This is a genomic window from Streptosporangium sandarakinum (assembly GCF_013409935.1).
Classification (GTDB): Bacteria; Actinomycetota; Actinomycetes; order Streptosporangiales; family Streptosporangiaceae; genus Streptosporangium; species Streptosporangium nondiastaticum.
Window position 1 is genome coordinate 1,189,330 of record NZ_JACCCO010000002.1, and the last position, 14,680, is coordinate 1,204,009.

Sequence of the window (14,680 nt, forward strand, 5' to 3'; positions counted from 1 at the left end):
AGATCGGACCGCGCCGCACCCGAAGAGTGTCCGAACGGTGTCCAAACCGCGTTCGAATCGAGTTCGAACCGTCCCCGCGGACTCATCCCTCCGGCCCGCGCCGCGGTCCCGGCCACAGCGGCCGGCGCCGCCGCCGGAGGCCGCCCGGTTCTCCGCCGCCGCGCGGGCCGGACGGCGCGGGACGCCGGTTGAGCGCCACCGCGGCCCCGGCGAAGGCCAGCACCCCGGTCAGCAGGCCGGTGCCGTACAGCCACAGGCGCAGCGGGTCCGGGCCGGGCCGTTCCGGCGGCGGGGCCGGCGCGCCTGCCCCGAAGTGCCCGCCCGGGGGTTCCCCGGGCCCGGACCGGGCGCCCGCCAGCTCCCCGGCCTTGGCCAGCGCCGCCGCGGCGTCGACCATGCCGAACCCGACGTGGTCGTCGTATCCGGCGGCGGGCGGGGAGGTGGCGGTGGAGGTCAGGGCCCGCGACACGAGATAGGGCGGCAGATCCGGATATTTCGCTTTTATCAGCGCGGCGACCCCGGCCACCAGCGCGGTCGCCGCACTGGTCCCCTCCGACGTGCCGTACCCGCCGCCCGGGAGCGTCACCGGCACGCCCACCCCCGGCGCGGCGACCATGACCGACAGGTTGTCGCTGCTGAACGGCGCCGGCTCGCCGCGGGCGTCGACCGCGCCCACCCCGATGACCCCGGAGTATCCGGCCGGGAAGCTCCAGAAGGAGGTGCCGTGGCTCGCGGTGTAGGCCGAGCCGCCGTCGTTCCCGGCCGCCGCGACCAGCACCACGCCCCGCGACAGCGCGTAGGAGACCGCCTCGCGCTCGGCCCGGTGCGGCCCGTAGGCGCCCAGCGACATGCTGACGACCTTGGCCCCGTGGTCGGCGGCGTAGCGGATCGCGCGGGCCAGCGGGCTGTCGGCGCCCTGCCGCCGCTCCACCCTGGGCGGCGCGGCGCCGATCCCGCCTTCACCGCCCTCGTCCTCGCGCGGCACCAGCGGCAGGGAGAGGATCCCGGCCTCCGGCGCGACGCCGAGCAGGCCGCCGTCGCCCTTGCCCGCCCCGGCGATGAGCGAGGCCATCGCGGTGCCGTGCATGCCCGGCGCGGAACCGCCCGGGAGCGCGCTCTCGGCGAATCCCATGTCGGGCCCGGAGACGACCCTGCCGCGCAGCTCGGCGACCCCGGCGTCCACCGCGCTGTCCACCACGGCGACGGTGACCCCCACGCCCCGGGTGACCTTCCACGCCTGCTCGACGTCGAGCGCCCGCAGCACCCAGCGCTGGTCCTGGCGCACGTCCGCGGCGGCCGGCGGCGCGGGGACCAGCAGGAAGAGCGCGGCCAGGGCGCCCGCCGCCCGCGGCAGGCCCCGCCTCAGCACACGTTCCCCTGGGTGCACCGGGGCACGGCGCTGGGCTCGTCGCCCAGCGCCCGGGCGATGCGCCCGGCGACCGACTGCGCCACCGGCCACAGCTCGCTGTGCAGGATCTCCTCCGGCGCGACCGCCTCGCGGGTGCGCCCGTCGGCGTACCCCGCGGTGAAGAACACGATGTAGGGGCCGACCCCGATCCAGGCGTTGCGCTGACGCTGGGCCGCGCCGAACAGGGCGCTCGCCGTACCGGGGAACGCCACGGGCCGCACTCCCACCCGATCGTCGACGGCCAGCCGGGAGGTGGCCGCCATCCGCCGCTCCTCGTCGCCGAGGACGGCGATGCCGACGGTGACGACGAAGGTCGAGGTCTGGTCGGCGTAGGTGGCCCGCAGCAGCGTGCGGCAGCCCTGCTCGGCGAGGGTCGTGCCGACCGGGGTGTCGGTGCCGACCCGGCAGGGGACCTCGGGCGCCATGCCGATCCGGCGGGCGTACTGCTGCGCCCCGCCCAGGCCGACGTACTGCAGCTCGGTGGGGAAGACCAGGGTCGCGGGCCAGGTGCGCCAGCGCCCGGCGATCTCGTCCTTGACGTAGCGGTCCTGCTCGGCGGGGGTGAGGCGGCGAGACCCGCTCTCGTGGACCAGCCCGGCCGCGCCGACCAGCACGTTGGTCATGGCGATGACCAGGATCACGCCCGCCAGGAGCAGGAAGACCGCGCGGAACCGCACCCCCTGCTCCAGGGTCGCCCGTACGGCGCGCTCGGCGGCGGCGCGGTCGCGGGACGCGGCCGGCCAGGGGCGGACCCGCCGGGGGACGGCGGGGGCGGGGACCCGCCGCGCCCGCGCGGCGCCGGACGCCCGGGAACCGGGCGGCGGCCATCCGCCGCGGGCACCGGACGCCGGGGCCTTCAGGCGCCGTCGCGGCTCCTGCGAACGCCCGGGCATCGACATACTTCGATGCTACGTCGCCGGGCTCCGCCGCCCTATGCCTCCCCGCCGCCCGGGGCGGACCGCGTGTCCCCGCTGTCCGGAATCGGCCACGCGCCGCCGTTCTCCGACGCGGTACGGATGTCCGCGCCGCCGCTCTCCGGCGCGGTACGGGTGATCGCGCCGTCCGGGATCGGCCCGGCGGCCCGGCGGCGGCGTGCGGCGCGGGCGGAGACGGCGAGCACCGCCAGGGACGCCACGGCCCCCAGTCCCGCGGCCCCGGCGATCCCCCCGTACAGGTTGATCATGTCCCGGTCCCGCCGTACGACCTGCACCGGTCCGGCCGCCCGGCCGACCGGGCTCGCGGGGTCCTGGAGCGCGCCCGCCCGGGCGGTCAGGGTGTGGCGGTGGATCCTGGCGGCCTCGGCCAGCGCCCGGGAGGCGTTGACCACCCCGAACCCCAGGCCGGTGTCGTAGCCGCCGCTCGGCCGCCGGGTGGCTCCGGCGGTGAGCGCCTGCGCCACCAGCGCGGGCGACATACGCGGATATTTCGCCTTTATGAGGGCGGCTACCCCCGACACCAGCGCCGCCGCCTGCGAGGTTCCCCTGCCCACCCAGTACTCGTCGCCGGGTCCCGCGCCGAGGACGTCCACGCCGGGCGCGGCCAGCAGCACCGAAGGGTTGCGGTTGGAGAAGAACGCCCGGCGCAGCTTCCGGTCCGCCGCGGCGACCGAGACGACCCCGGGGAAGGCGGCCGGGTAGGAGTAGGGGGCGTAGCCCGTCCCCGCGGACTTCCGGGCCCCGTCGTTGCCCGCGGCGGCGACCAGCACGACCCCCTTGGAGATCGCATAGCGGATCGCCGCCCGCTCCTCCTTCGTCGCCAGTTCCTTGGAGATCGACATGTTGATCACGTCGGCGCCGTGGTCCACGGCGTACCGGACGCCCCTGGCGACCACGTTCTCGAACCGCGTGGCGGTGTTGAACCGCCGGAAGCCCGGCTCCTCGTCCTCCAGGATCATCCGCACCGACAGCACCTCGGCCTCCGGCGCGACGCCGACGACCCCGTCGGCGCCGCCCGGGCCGTGCCCGTGCCCGGCGATGAGCGAGGCCATGTAGGTGCCGTGCAGCCGCGCGGGGACGACACCCGGCGGGTTGGCGCCCCGGGCGAAGTCCCTGCCCTCCACCACCGAGCCGGCGAGGTCGCGGTGGGTCGCGTCCACCCCCGAGTCGAGCACCGCGACCGTCACGTTCTCACCCTTGGAGATCCGCCAGGCGTTCGGCAGGTCCAGCGTCCGCAGCACCGGCTCCTGGGCGGTCCGCACGTCGTCGGCGCGGGCGGCGGTGACGGAGCCCGCCGTACCGGCCACGGCCAGGAGGAACGCCGCGACGGCGCGTCCCGGCGCCGGCGTGCTCGTCCGTCTCGGCGCCACCGGAACCGCCGGGGCCGCCGGGACAGCCCGTCCCGGCGCCCCGCGCCTCAGCACCGCCACTCCGCCGAGGCGCAGTCGGGCCGCGCGGGCGTGGCGAGGTCGGCGAGGATCCGGTCGGCGATGTCGCCGGCGAAGGCGAACACGGTCGGCCGCTGGGTCCCGGCCGCGCGGGCGGGCCGGCCGTCCACCTGCCCGAACGTGGCCAGCACCAGGTACGGCCCGGCCCGCCGCACCAGGCCGCCCTGCCGCTCGTCCTGGCCGAACCGGTCGGTGACGGTGCCGGGGTAGGCCAGCGCCCGCAGGCCCGGCGCCGGACGGCCGCCCCTGGGCAGCGCCGCCTCCGCCGTGGCGGCGCCCCGCTCCGTCCCGAAGGCCGCGACGCCGACGGTGACGACGATCCCCTGGAGCCCGTCGATGTAGGTGGCGCGCAGGATCCCCCGGCATCCCGCCCGGCGCAGCGCCCCGTGGAGCCCGGCGTCCACCGCCCGGTCGCACCGGGTCTCCGGTGAGATGCCCACGCGCAGGGCGTTCTCCCGGCCGCCCTGCTCGGCGGCGTAGCCGACGGACTCGGGGAAGATCCGCCCGGCGGGCCAGGTCTGCCAGCGCCGGGCCAGCTCGCCGAGGGAGGCCCGCTCCAGCTCGGCGGGGGTCGGCCCGCGGGTGAGCTCGGCCGCCGCGGTGCGCACCGCCACTCCGGCCACGATCACGCAGGTCAGCGTGAGCAGCGAGGCGATGACCAGCGTCGGCCAGGCCCGCCCTCGCCGATCATGAATCCCGCCCACGCCTTGACCTTAGTGCGGCCGGAAGAATGCGAACCGCCACAAAAAAGTGTGAACCGCCGCGGAGGTCGGCGCGAGTCACGGTGAGAACCGGTGTGGGACTCCGCGGGCGCCGGCCGGGACCGCCGTGGAACGACGGCCGCCCGGCCGCGCGGGGTGCGCGGCCGGGCGGGCTGTACCGGGGTGGCCGCCCGTTCGGCGGCCGGTGGGCCGGGGTCGCCCGCGGTCACCGGGCCGCCGGGCGACGCCGCCCCTCGTTCGATCAGTAGGTCGGCAGGCTCGGGTCGATCGTCTTGACCCAGCTCAGCACACCGCCGCCCACGTGGACGGCGTCGGAGAAGCCGGCGTTCTTGACGATCGCCAGGCACTCGGCGGACCGGGCGCCGGACTTGCAGTGCAGGACGATCTTCTTGTCCTGCGGGAGCCGCTCCAGCGCGGAGCCGTTGAGGAACTCGCCCTTGGGGATGAGCACGGCGCCGGGGATGGAGACGATCTCGTACTCGTTCGGCTCGCGGACGTCGACGACGAAGACGTCCTCGCCGGCGTCCTGCATGGCCTTGAGGTCGGCCGCGCTGATCGTGGAGCCGGAGGCGGCCTCCTGGGCCTCGGCCGAGACCGCGCCGCAGAACGCCTCGTAGTCGTCGAGCAGCTCGGTGACCGTCGGGTTCTTGCCGCAGAGCACGCACTCGGGGTCCTTGCGGACCTTGACCGAGCGGTAGTTCATCTCCAGGGCGTCGTAGATCATCAGGCGGCCGACCAGCGGCTCGCCGATGCCGGCGATGAGCTTGATGGCCTCGTTGACCTGGATGGAGCCGACCGAGGCGCACAGCACGCCGAGCACGCCGCCCTCGGCGCAGGAGGGCACCATGCCGGGGGGCGGGGGCTCGGGGTAGAGGCAGCGGTAGCAGGGGCCGTGCTCGGCCCAGAACACGCTGGCCTGGCCGTCGAAGCGGTAGATCGAGCCCCAGACGTACGGCTTGCCGAGCAGGACCGCGGCGTCGTTCACCATGTAGCGGGTGGCGAAGTTGTCGGTGCCGTCGACGATCAGGTCGTACCCGGAGAAGATCTCCATGACGTTGTCGGTGCTCAGCGCGACGTTGTGCACGACCACGTCGATCAGCGGGTTGATCTCCCGGACGCTGGCGGCGGCGCTCTCGGCCTTGAGGCGGCCGACGTCGGACTGGCCGTGAATGACCTGGCGCTGCAGGTTGGACTCGTCGACGACGTCGAAGTCGATCACGCCCAGCGTGCCCACACCCGCGGCCGCGAGGTACAGCAGCGCGGGTGAGCCGAGGCCGCCCGCGCCCACACAGAGCACCTTGGCGTTCTTCAGGCGCTTCTGACCGGCCATCCCGACGTCGGGAATGATCAGATGGCGCGAGTAACGACGCACCTCGTCGACGGACAGCTCGGCTGCCGGCTCTACCAGCGGTGGCAACGACACAGTTCTGCTCCCGTTTCAGGGGTCTTCAAGAGGCGGCCGGGCACAGGGCGAGCACGGCGCGCACCACTGACAACCCGGGGGACGCCCCGGTCATTCCCCGATCCGCGACCGGGCACTCCCGGCACTTCCGGCGCTCCGGGCGCTCCCGGTGCTCTCGGTGATGAGCTGTCTGGCCTCCCTGGCCACCCGCTCCGGGACCTCCATCTGGGCCACGTGCCCGGCGTCGGGCAGCAGCACCAGCCGCACGCGCGGGAACGTCCGCCAGGCACGGGCCGCCATCCGGGGGTTGACCAGCCGGTCGTAGCGGCCGTGGACGACCAGCGTGGGCGCGGTCACCCTGGCCGCCTGCCGCCACAGGTTGTCCTCGCCGCGCCGGAAGTACTCGGCGACGAGCCCGCGCGCCGAGCCGATCATCGACGCCCCGGCGTACGGCAGGCCGTCCCGGCGGCGCAGCTCCTCGGCGGCCTCGCGCAGCCGGTCGGGGTGGACGCGGCCGAGGTCGGCGTAGCACATGGCCATCGTGGCGTTGATCCTGCGCTCCGGCGGCAGCATGCTGAGCCGGTTCGCGGCCCAGTCGCCCAGCCTCGGCACCGTCGACAGGGCCACCCGCGCCGGGCCGTACCGGGGGGTCAGGTCGGGCAGCGCCGGGGAGACGAGCGTGAGTGAGCGGACCAGGTCCGGTCGGGTCGCGGCGATCCGCACCGAGACCGCGCCGCCCAGGGAGTTGCCGAACAGGTGGACGGGCCCGGCCGAGATCCGCTCGACCAGCGCGGCCACCGAGCGGGCGTGGGCGTCGACCGAGTAGTCGCCACCGGGCGGCTCCGGGGAGTGCCCGGCTCCCGGGAGATCGACGGCGTGCCCGGTGACCAGGTCCGACAGGTGGCCCATCAGGTCGGTCCAGTTCGTCGCGGAACCGGCCAGCCCGTGCACGTAGACGGCGGTCTCCGCCGGTCCCGGCGGGGTGGCCCGCACGTGGAGGCGCTGCCCTCCGATGTCGACCATCTCGCCCGGCCAGACCGGAATCGGCTCCATGACCCCTCGTCCTCTCGTGTCGCACCCGTGACGGCCTCTGGCTCGACGATAGCCGGTCACCTCCCCACCTCGGTACAAAAGCGACATTAAAGACATTTCACAGCAAAACAATTAATAAGAGTCTAACCGCGTCGATAAATAGATAAGGCAGAAGTAAAAGCGGCCAATCTCTGTTTGTTGCCCAAGGCGGACGGAAATCAAGTCTGCGAGAGATCGGCCCTTAAGGGCCATCTCGGACATTTTCCGAGGAATCGCGGAAATGTCAGAGCGGGGCAACCGATCCTTTCAAGGGGGAAACGCAATGCCCAAGTTCAAGAGCGTCTTCGCCGGGCTCGCGGTCAGCACGGCGCTGGCCGGCGGCATCGTCAGCCTGGGCGCGGCCACCACCGCGACCGCGGCCAACGCCGCCGTGGCCCAGACCACCGTCGCCGGCTTCCAGACCTGTGGCGGCGGCGGCTGCGGCTGGCGCCGCTGCGGTTGTGGCGGCGGCTGTGGTCGCCGTTGCAGCCACCACCGCTTCCGGCTGAGGGTCATCACCGTCAACAACAACCACAACAACGTCCGGGGCGACAACCTGCAGGCTCAGCGTCAGCGCCAGTTCCAGGAGGACCGGGACTTCGAGTTCAACCGGTTCGACCCGTTCGTGGAGGGCGACCGCGACTGACCGGTCGCCCGGCCGGGACGCGGCACGCGGCCCTAGCAGGTGACCGCGCGCGATCCGGCTCGTGACCGTGACGAGTTCCAACCCGCCCGGGGGGTGAGGCCCGGGCCCGCACGGGGCGCCGTTCTCCGCGAAAGACGGTGACCGCCCGGCGGGCCCGGGTGCCCGGGGAGACGAATACGACCCCGCACGGCACCCGCCGGCCGGCACGGGGAATTCCCGTACGGCATTGCCCGAATGGGGCCGGGCGGCCGGCGCCGCCGGAAATCCCATTCCACGGCCGCCGCCCGCAACGGCGCGCCATCCGGCGGACGGCACGTGATTTTTCGAGAAGCGCAGAGAAACGAGCGGGGAACCGCTCACACAAAGGGGAAATACAAATGTTCAAGACTGTTCTCGCGGGTCTCGCGGTCAGCACCGCGCTGACCGGCGGCATCATCAGCCTGGGCGCGGCCACCACGGCCGCCGGCGCCACCGTGGCTCCGACCACCATCACCGGCTTCCAGACCGGCTGCGGCTGCGGTGGCTGCGGCGGCGGCTGCGGCCGCCGCAACTTCAGCCACCGGCGCTTCAGGCTGAGGGTCATCACCGCCAACAACAACCGCAACGACGTGCGCGGCGACAACGCCCAGGCCCAGCGTGAGCGCCAGGCCCAGACCCGCCGTGACTTCGAGTTCGAGCGCTTCAACCCGGTGATCGGCGAGCCGGAGCGCCGCCGGGGCGAGGGTGGCGGCGGCGGCGACGCGGCCGCCGCGCCGACCAGCTGACGCTCCACCGATCGCGGGCGGATCTCACTCCGCGCGCATCACGACGGGGGCCTCACCGGCGTCGAGCCGGCGGGGCCCCCGTCCCCGCGTTTCCGGGAACGGAACGACCGCCGCCGTACGGTGGCCTCCGCCGTACCGGGGACGGCCCCGCCCCGGACGGCGGCGTCACGACGCGTCAGGCGGGGCGGCGCGCCTTCCCCTTGCGCGGCGCCTTCTCCGCCCCCTGCTCCCCGGTCTTCTCTCCCTGCTCCCCCTGTTCCCCGGTCCGTCCCCGGGCCCCGCCCTCTCCGGCGGCGCGGGCGGACCCGCGCGCGGCGGCCGGCGCCCCGCCGGACGGCTGCCGGCGCTTGGCCGCCTCGACGCTGGCGCGGAGCGCGGCCATCAGGTCGGGTGCGGGACCGGGTTCGGGCACCGTGGCCGGCACGACGACCTCGCGTCCCGCGACCTTGGCCTCGATGACCTCCTGGAGCGCCTCCCGGTAGGCGTCCTTGTACAGCGCGGGGTCGAAGTCGGCGACCATGCTGTCGATCAGCGACTCGGCCATCCTCAGCTCCTGGGGCCGGACCTCGACCTCCTCCTCCAGGAACCCGAAGTCGGCCTGACGCACCTCGTCGGGCCAGAGCATCGTCTCCAGCACGAACACCCCCTCCCTGACCCGGAGCACCGCCAGCGACTCGCGCTGCCGCAGCGCGACCTTGACGATCGCCACCCGCCCGGAGCGTTCGAGCGCGTCGCGCAGCAGCACGTAGGGACGCACGCCCTCGGAGTCGGGCTCCAGGTAGTAGGACTTGTTCAGCAGGATGGGGTCGATCTGGGCGGCCGGGGAGAACTGGAGCACCTCGATCCGCCGCGAGGTCGAGAGCGGCAGGTCCTCGAAGTCCTCGCTCTCCAGGACGACCATCTCGCCGGTCGGCAGCTCGTAGCCCTTGGCGACGTCGGCGTAGGGCACCTCCTCCTCGCAGACCTCGCAGATCCTCCGGAACCTGACCCGGCCCGCGTCCTCCTTGTGCACGAGGTTGAAGGTGACGTTGCGCTGCTCGGTCGCGGTGTGCACCCCGACCGGGATCGTGACCAGCCCGAACGCGATCGCGCCTTTCCAGATGCTCCGCATGGTCTCTCCCTGTCTCGGGACCGCCCCGCCGATCTTCGCACGTACGTTCGGAATGTGAACAAGGTGGATGTAAACACTCACCAACAGGGCAGTTACCCGCCATGGGGGTTCCGATGCCCCGCCTTTCACGGCGGGCGGGACCCGAAGTCGTACGCTGGGCGATGTCCGATGTTCGCCCGGTCACACGGAAGAACGGAAGAGAGCGGATGGCTGAGATGAACGTGCAGGGTCATGGTCCGGCGGACCTGGACGACGAGACGCTCACGGACCTTCCCGAGGAGGAGGAGATCGGGATCGAGACGACCGACGCCGACGCCGCCGAGCAGGCCCGTCCGGAGCGTGACGACACCCCCGGCCGGGTCTCCGGGGCCTCGCCCGAGACCCCCGAGGCCGACGCCGTCGAGCAGACCCGTCCGGTGCTGGAGGACGGCCCCGACTGGCCGGATCACATCCCGTTCGACGCCGACCCCGCCGACGCCACCGAGCAGACGCGCGTCGTGGAGCTCGACGAGGACGACTATCGCTGACCTGGTTACCCACGCGTAGGATGTCGCAGGACAGCAGGAGCACCCGCAAGGAGAACGCCGTGACCGCTACCCCGGATGCCAAGCCCCGGGGCACCCGGCTGCCCCGGATGGCCCGCCGTCGCCAGTTGCTCAGCGCCGCCCAGGAAGTCTTCGTGGAGAACGGCTACCACGCGGCGGCGATGGACGAGATCGCCGAACGGGCCGGCGTCAGCAAGCCGGTTCTCTACCAGCACTTCCCCGGCAAGCAGGAGCTCTATCTCGCCCTGCTGGACGTGCACGTGGACGACATGATCGCCCGCTGCCGCGACGCCCTGGCCTCCACCACCGACAACAAGCAGCGCGTCCAGGCGGCGATCGGGGCGTTCTTCGACTTCGTCTCCACCCAGGGCGAGGCGTTCCGGCTGGTCTTCGAATCCGACCTGCGCAACGTCGCCCCGGTCCGCCAGCGCATCGAGCGCAACCTCCGCGAGAGCGCCGAGATGATCAGCCAGGTCATCCAGGAGGACACCGGCTGCTCCAGCGACGAGGCCCGGCTGCTCGGCGTCGGCCTGGTCGGCATGGCCGAGGTCAGCGCCCGCTACTGGATCAGCAGCGGCGGCTCCATTCCCAAGGACGCCGCCACCCAGCTCATCGCCCGCCTGTCGTGGCGCGGCATATCCGGCTTCCCCCGCACCACCGCCGAGCACTGACGGAGCGGCACGGCCGAGCGCCGGCGAGGCGGACGCGCCTGTTCGCTTGACGCGATCAACCGGCGCGTCGCGTCCCCGATGGGGCGACCATGGGACGAGCAACCCTCGTCGAAAGGGAGCAGGATGGAAATCAAGATCGGCGTGCGCTCCGTGCACCGCGAGCTCATAGTCGAAACCGACCTGACGGCCGAGCAGATCGAGGAGGAGCTGCACAGGGCCCTCGCTCCCGAGCGCGGCGTCTTCGGCATCACCGACACCGGCGGCCGCAAGGTGCTGGTCCCCATCTCCTCGCTCGGCTTCATCGAGATCGGTGAGGAGGAGAGCCGGCCGGTCGGTTTCGGCGGCACCCTCTGACGGACGCCACCCCGGCCGTGCTCCTGACGCCTCGGCGGTCCCCGGGAAACGACCTCTCACCGGGGAAGAGCCCGCCCTGAGACGGCCACGCGGCCCGCGTCCGGCCCGCACGGGCCGAGCCGGCGCGGGTCGTCGGCGCGTCCGCGGGCGGGTCGTCCCGGCCGTCCCGGCCGTCTCCACGCGATGGGCGGCCGGCCTCCCGGTCAGTCTCCCGGGCAGTGCCCCGGCCGGTCCCCCCGCCCCGCGAGGCGGCAGCCCGGCGGGCGCCTGCCCCGGTGGACCGGGTGGCGTCCCAGGCTGACGGCGGGGCAGTCCGCGTCTCCCCGGCGCAGCACGGCGCGGAGCGCCCAGCGGTTCGGTCCACATCTGGTCGAAGGAGTGCCGTAGCGGCGCGGGACCCTCATGTCTCGCACCGTACAACCGTCCGGCGGCTTCACGCTCCCCGATCAGCCGACGGATCCCGGACGGTTCCGTGCTCCCGGCCGCTCCCGGACGCTCCCGGGAGCGATCCGCGCCGCGGCCCGGACGGGCTCCGGGGAGCGGTCCCGTGGCCCGGACGGCCTCTCAGGGCCCCGGGGTCAGCCCCAGGGCGGACATCCGCTCGCCGTGGGCCTCCGTCAGCCGGCCGAACATCCGGGTGATGTCCTCCCCCGCCGCCTCCACCAGCAGCGCCGCCAGCTCCGGCCGGGCCTCGACCACCCGCCGGCCCTGGCTGAGCGACTCCCCGACGAGCCGCCGGGCCCACAGCGCCAGCCGCCCGCACACCACGTGGTCGTTCTCGATGGCCGCGCGCACCCGCTCCACCGCGAACTGCGAGCGCCCCCCGTCGACGAGCACCTCGTCGACCAGCCTGCGGGTGTCCTCGTCGACCCGGGTGGCCGCCTCGCGGTAGAAGTCGAGCGCGATCCCCGTACCCACGTACGCCTTGACCAGGGCCTCCAGCCAGTCGTGCGGCGCGGTCCTGGCGTGCCAGTCGTCCAGCGGCCCGACGAACGGCGCCATCGCCTCCTCCGGGTCCGTCCCCAGAGCCGTGAGCCGGTCGCTCAGCAGCCGGAAGTGGGCGTACTCGGTCACGGCCAGGTCGCCGAGCGCGGCCCGGTCGGTCAGCGTGGGGGCGAGCCGGGCGGCGTCCTCGGCGAGCCTGAGGAAGGCGGTGAGCTCGGCGTAGGCGAGGACGCCGAGCAGGTCGGCGACGCCGGGAGGGGAATCACTCATGCAGGGAAGCCTACGAGCTGCCGGACCCCGCCATTCCGTAGGAATACCAAGAAATCGGTTCCGCGTTGTGGTATCGAGTACACTGCTCTGTGAAAGTGCGACCGCACCCGTGTTAACCCAGGAGATTTCACCTCCTGGACGCCCCCGAAGTCGGCATGACGCCGCAGCGGTCGCTGATGACATCAGAGGGCCGGCCCTTCCGCGAGGACCCGGGCACGGGGAAACTTTCAGCCCGTGGTCCCGGCAGGACTGCCTTCAACGGAGACTTAGGCAGGCCAAGCTGACGACGTTCCGAGACCTCGGAGTCACCCCGGAGATCGCCGATGCCCTGGAGACCGAGGGCATCACCACGCCGTTCCCCATTCAGGAGATGGCGCTTCCCCTGGCACTCAACGGCCAGGACATCATCGGACAGGCGCGCACCGGCACCGGCAAGACGTACGCCTTCGGCGTCGCCATGCTGCAGCGGGTCGGCAAGCCCCGCAAGAACCGCAAGAAGCCCCGCGGGCTGGTCGTCGTGCCGACCCGCGAGCTGGCCGTCCAGGTCACCGAAGACCTGGTCACGGCGGCGGGCAAGCTGGGCTCGCGGATCCTCACCGTGTACGGCGGGCGCGCCTACGAGCCCCAGATCGAGGCGCTCAAGCAGGGCGTCGACGTCATCGTCGGCACCCCGGGCCGCCTGCTCGACCTGGTCAAGCAGAAGCACCTCGACCTCAGCCAGATCAACGCCCTCGTCCTGGACGAGGCCGACCGCATGCTCGACCTGGGCTTCCTGCCCGACATCGAGCGGATCATCAAGCTCATCCCGGCGGAGCGGCAGACGATGCTGTTCTCCGCGACGCTGCCGGGTGAGATCGTCGCCCTGTCCCGGCGCTACCTCAGCCGCCCCACCCACGTGCGGGCCGAGAACAACGACGCCGAGGCCGAGGCGACCCCGCAGACGACGCAGTTCGTCTGGCGCGTGCACCGGATGGACAAGGTCGAGATCGTGGGCCGCCTCCTGCAGTGCGAGGGCCGGGGGCTCACGATGATCTTCTGTGAGACCAAACGGGCCTGCGACAGGGTCGTGGAGGATCTGAAGGAGCGCGGCTTCGCCGCCGCGGCCGTCCACGGCGACCTCGGTCAGGGCCAGCGCGAGCAGGCGCTGCGCGCCTTCCGCAACGGCAAGATCGACGTTCTCGTGGCGACCGACGTCGCGGCGCGCGGCATCGACGTCGACGACGTCACCCACGTGGTCAACTACGACTGCCCGCAGGACGAGAAGGCCTACGTGCACCGGATCGGCCGCACCGGTCGGGCGGGTAAGACCGGCGTCGCGGTGACCTTCGTGGAGTGGGAGGATCTCACCCGCTGGAAGGTCATCAACAACGCGCTGTCACTCGACTTCGCCGAGCCGGTCGAGACCTACTCGACCTCCGCGCACATCTACACCGACCTGGGCATCCCCGAGGGCACCAAGGGCGTGCTGCCGCGCGCCAACCGCTCCCGGGCGGGCCTGGCGGCCGAGGAGATCGAGGACCTCGGCGAGACCGGCCGCAGCCGTTCGCGCGGCCCGCGCCGGGGCCGCGAGGAGGAGTCCAGGGAGCGCCGTGAGCGTCCGGCCCGCACTCCCCGGGAGCGTCGCCGCACCCGGGGCGGCCGGAGCGCCCAGGAGGCCGTCCAGGCCGCCGGGGCGGCGGAGGAGCCCACCCGGCCCGACGCCGGCGGCGTCCGTGACACCGGCGTCGCCGAGACCGCCGGAGCCGCCGGGACCGTCGATGAGCGGAACGCGCCGCTCGCGACCGAGGAGGCGCGGCGCCCGGTCGCCGAGCCCGCCGTGCCGGAGACGGACGCGACGCCCCGCGAGGAGGTCCGGGAGGAGCGCCCCGCGAGGTCCCGCCGCCGCAGGTCCGGTCTGAACCCCGAGGTGAGCCTCGGCGGCGAGGAGCGGAGCGACGCGGCCCAGGACGACGAGCCCCGGGACGACACCTCCCGGAACGACGCGGTCCGGGACGACACCTCCCGGAACGACGCGGTCCGGGACGACACCTCCCGGAGCCGCGCGGCCCGGAAGGACACCGACCGGGGCGACGCGGTCCGGAAGGAGGAGCCCGTGGCCGACCGGTGGGACGACGAGCCCGACGCCCCGGACTCCCGCCCGCGACCGGAGAAGATCATCCCGGCGAGCCCGTTCACGGTGATCTTCCAGTCGCCGGACCTCGCGACGGACGACGACGAGATCGCCCCGTCAGCGGCGTCGGAGCGGGCGCAGAGCCGCCGCCGTCCCCCCGCGCGGGGGCAGCGGGGCCAGCGCCGCCCGCAGTAGCCGGCGGAGCGGCAGGAAGCGCGGAGATCGCGAGAGGGCCCGGACCGTGCCCGCCCGGGAGGGGGGGAGGCGGTCCGGGCCCT

The 14,680-nt window shown here is 73.6% G+C and carries 14 protein-coding genes; 6 read left to right on the forward strand and 8 right to left on the reverse strand.

From position 1 onward, the window contains the following. Positions 1-82 precede the first annotated feature (82 nt). The 6 genes from HDA43_RS35305 to HDA43_RS23795 all read right to left on the reverse strand — a co-directional run bounded on the left by HDA43_RS35305 (position 83) and on the right by HDA43_RS23795 (position 6,968). Positions 83-1,369 (reverse strand): S8 family peptidase, encoded by a 1,287-nt coding sequence (locus tag HDA43_RS35305; protein ID WP_179825275.1) that lies wholly within the window; start codon positions 1,367-1,369, stop codon positions 83-85. Next, a complete protein-coding gene (locus HDA43_RS35310; protein WP_179825276.1) occupies positions 1,363-2,307 on the reverse strand; it encodes a hypothetical protein in 945 nt (314 codons plus the stop codon). The genes HDA43_RS35305 and HDA43_RS35310 overlap by 7 nt, the downstream gene beginning before the upstream one ends. A 32-nt stretch (positions 2,308-2,339) precedes the next feature. Further along, a complete protein-coding gene (locus tag HDA43_RS23785) occupies positions 2,340-3,713 on the reverse strand; it encodes a S8 family serine peptidase (RefSeq protein ID WP_312873507.1) in 1,374 nt (457 codons plus the stop codon). Positions 3,714-3,760: 47 nt separating this feature from the next. After that, positions 3,761-4,495, reverse strand: coding sequence for a hypothetical protein (locus HDA43_RS34475; protein WP_312873508.1), 735 nt, complete (start codon positions 4,493-4,495; stop codon positions 3,761-3,763). Between the two features lie 259 nt (positions 4,496-4,754). Next, on the reverse strand, positions 4,755-5,936 hold the full coding sequence (moeZ, locus tag HDA43_RS23790) for an adenylyltransferase/sulfurtransferase MoeZ (protein WP_179825278.1): 1,182 nt from the start codon (positions 5,934-5,936) through the stop codon (positions 4,755-4,757). Positions 5,937-6,026: 90 nt separating this feature from the next. Beyond that, positions 6,027-6,968 carry an alpha/beta fold hydrolase gene (locus tag HDA43_RS23795; protein WP_179825279.1) on the reverse strand — a complete coding sequence of 314 codons (942 nt, stop codon included), beginning with the start codon at positions 6,966-6,968 and terminating at the stop codon, positions 6,027-6,029. 301 nt (positions 6,969-7,269) lie between these two features. Here HDA43_RS23795 and HDA43_RS23800 point away from each other — a divergent pair, with 301 nt between their 5' ends. Together HDA43_RS23800 and HDA43_RS23805 are read left to right on the forward strand one after the other, a co-directional pair. Continuing rightward, positions 7,270-7,632: a hypothetical protein gene (locus HDA43_RS23800; RefSeq protein WP_179825280.1), complete on the forward strand. Its 363-nt coding sequence runs from the start codon at positions 7,270-7,272 to the stop codon at positions 7,630-7,632. Between the two features lie 377 nt (positions 7,633-8,009). Then, a complete protein-coding gene (locus HDA43_RS23805; RefSeq protein ID WP_179825281.1) occupies positions 8,010-8,396 on the forward strand; it encodes a hypothetical protein in 387 nt (128 codons plus the stop codon). 175 nt (positions 8,397-8,571) lie between these two features. Here the strand turns inward: HDA43_RS23805 and ku are convergent, their stop codons facing one another. Then, on the reverse strand, positions 8,572-9,507 hold the full coding sequence (gene ku / locus HDA43_RS23810; protein WP_179825283.1) for a non-homologous end joining protein Ku: 936 nt from the start codon (positions 9,505-9,507) through the stop codon (positions 8,572-8,574). A 206-nt stretch (positions 9,508-9,713) separates the two neighbouring features. Here ku and HDA43_RS23815 point away from each other — a divergent pair, with 206 nt between their 5' ends. The 3 genes from HDA43_RS23815 (at position 9,714) to HDA43_RS23825 (ending at position 11,077) form a co-directional block, all read left to right on the forward strand. Further along, positions 9,714-10,034 (forward strand): Rv3202a family protein, encoded by a 321-nt coding sequence (locus HDA43_RS23815; protein WP_218912387.1) that lies wholly within the window; start codon positions 9,714-9,716, stop codon positions 10,032-10,034. Positions 10,035-10,093: 59 nt separating this feature from the next. Continuing rightward, positions 10,094-10,723, forward strand: a complete 630-nt coding sequence (locus HDA43_RS23820; RefSeq protein ID WP_179825285.1) for a TetR/AcrR family transcriptional regulator — start codon at positions 10,094-10,096, stop codon at positions 10,721-10,723. A 123-nt stretch (positions 10,724-10,846) separates the two neighbouring features. Then, on the forward strand, positions 10,847-11,077 hold the full coding sequence (locus HDA43_RS23825; protein WP_179825286.1) for a DUF3107 domain-containing protein: 231 nt from the start codon (positions 10,847-10,849) through the stop codon (positions 11,075-11,077). A gap of 564 nt (positions 11,078-11,641) precedes the next feature. On the opposite strand, the gene HDA43_RS23830 is transcribed toward HDA43_RS23825, so the two are convergent. Next, on the reverse strand, positions 11,642-12,292 hold the full coding sequence (locus HDA43_RS23830; RefSeq protein ID WP_179825287.1) for a ferritin-like fold-containing protein: 651 nt from the start codon (positions 12,290-12,292) through the stop codon (positions 11,642-11,644). A gap of 370 nt (positions 12,293-12,662) precedes the next feature. Here HDA43_RS23830 and HDA43_RS23835 point away from each other — a divergent pair, with 370 nt between their 5' ends. Further along, the gene (locus HDA43_RS23835) at positions 12,663-14,597 is read left to right on the forward strand and encodes a DEAD/DEAH box helicase (RefSeq protein WP_246424497.1); all 1,935 of its coding nucleotides are present in this window, start codon (positions 12,663-12,665) and stop codon (positions 14,595-14,597) included. Positions 14,598-14,680 lie beyond the last annotated feature (83 nt).

Coding starts and splice junctions, on each gene's coding strand:
- HDA43_RS35310 (WP_179825276.1), bottom strand. CDS start 2,307: ATGTCGATGCCCGGGCGTTCGCAGGAGCCGCGACGGCGCCTGAAGGCC.
- HDA43_RS23795 (WP_179825279.1), bottom strand. CDS start 6,968: ATGGAGCCGATTCCGGTCTGGCCGGGCGAGATGGTCGACATCGGAGGG.
- HDA43_RS23800 (WP_179825280.1), top strand. CDS start 7,270: ATGCCCAAGTTCAAGAGCGTCTTCGCCGGGCTCGCGGTCAGCACGGCG.
- HDA43_RS23805 (WP_179825281.1), top strand. CDS start 8,010: ATGTTCAAGACTGTTCTCGCGGGTCTCGCGGTCAGCACCGCGCTGACC.
- ku (WP_179825283.1), bottom strand. CDS start 9,507: ATGCGGAGCATCTGGAAAGGCGCGATCGCGTTCGGGCTGGTCACGATC.
- HDA43_RS23815 (WP_218912387.1), top strand. CDS start 9,714: ATGGCTGAGATGAACGTGCAGGGTCATGGTCCGGCGGACCTGGACGAC.
- HDA43_RS23825 (WP_179825286.1), top strand. CDS start 10,847: ATGGAAATCAAGATCGGCGTGCGCTCCGTGCACCGCGAGCTCATAGTC.
- HDA43_RS23830 (WP_179825287.1), bottom strand. CDS start 12,292: ATGAGTGATTCCCCTCCCGGCGTCGCCGACCTGCTCGGCGTCCTCGCC.
- HDA43_RS23835 (WP_246424497.1), top strand. CDS start 12,663: ATGGCGCTTCCCCTGGCACTCAACGGCCAGGACATCATCGGACAGGCG.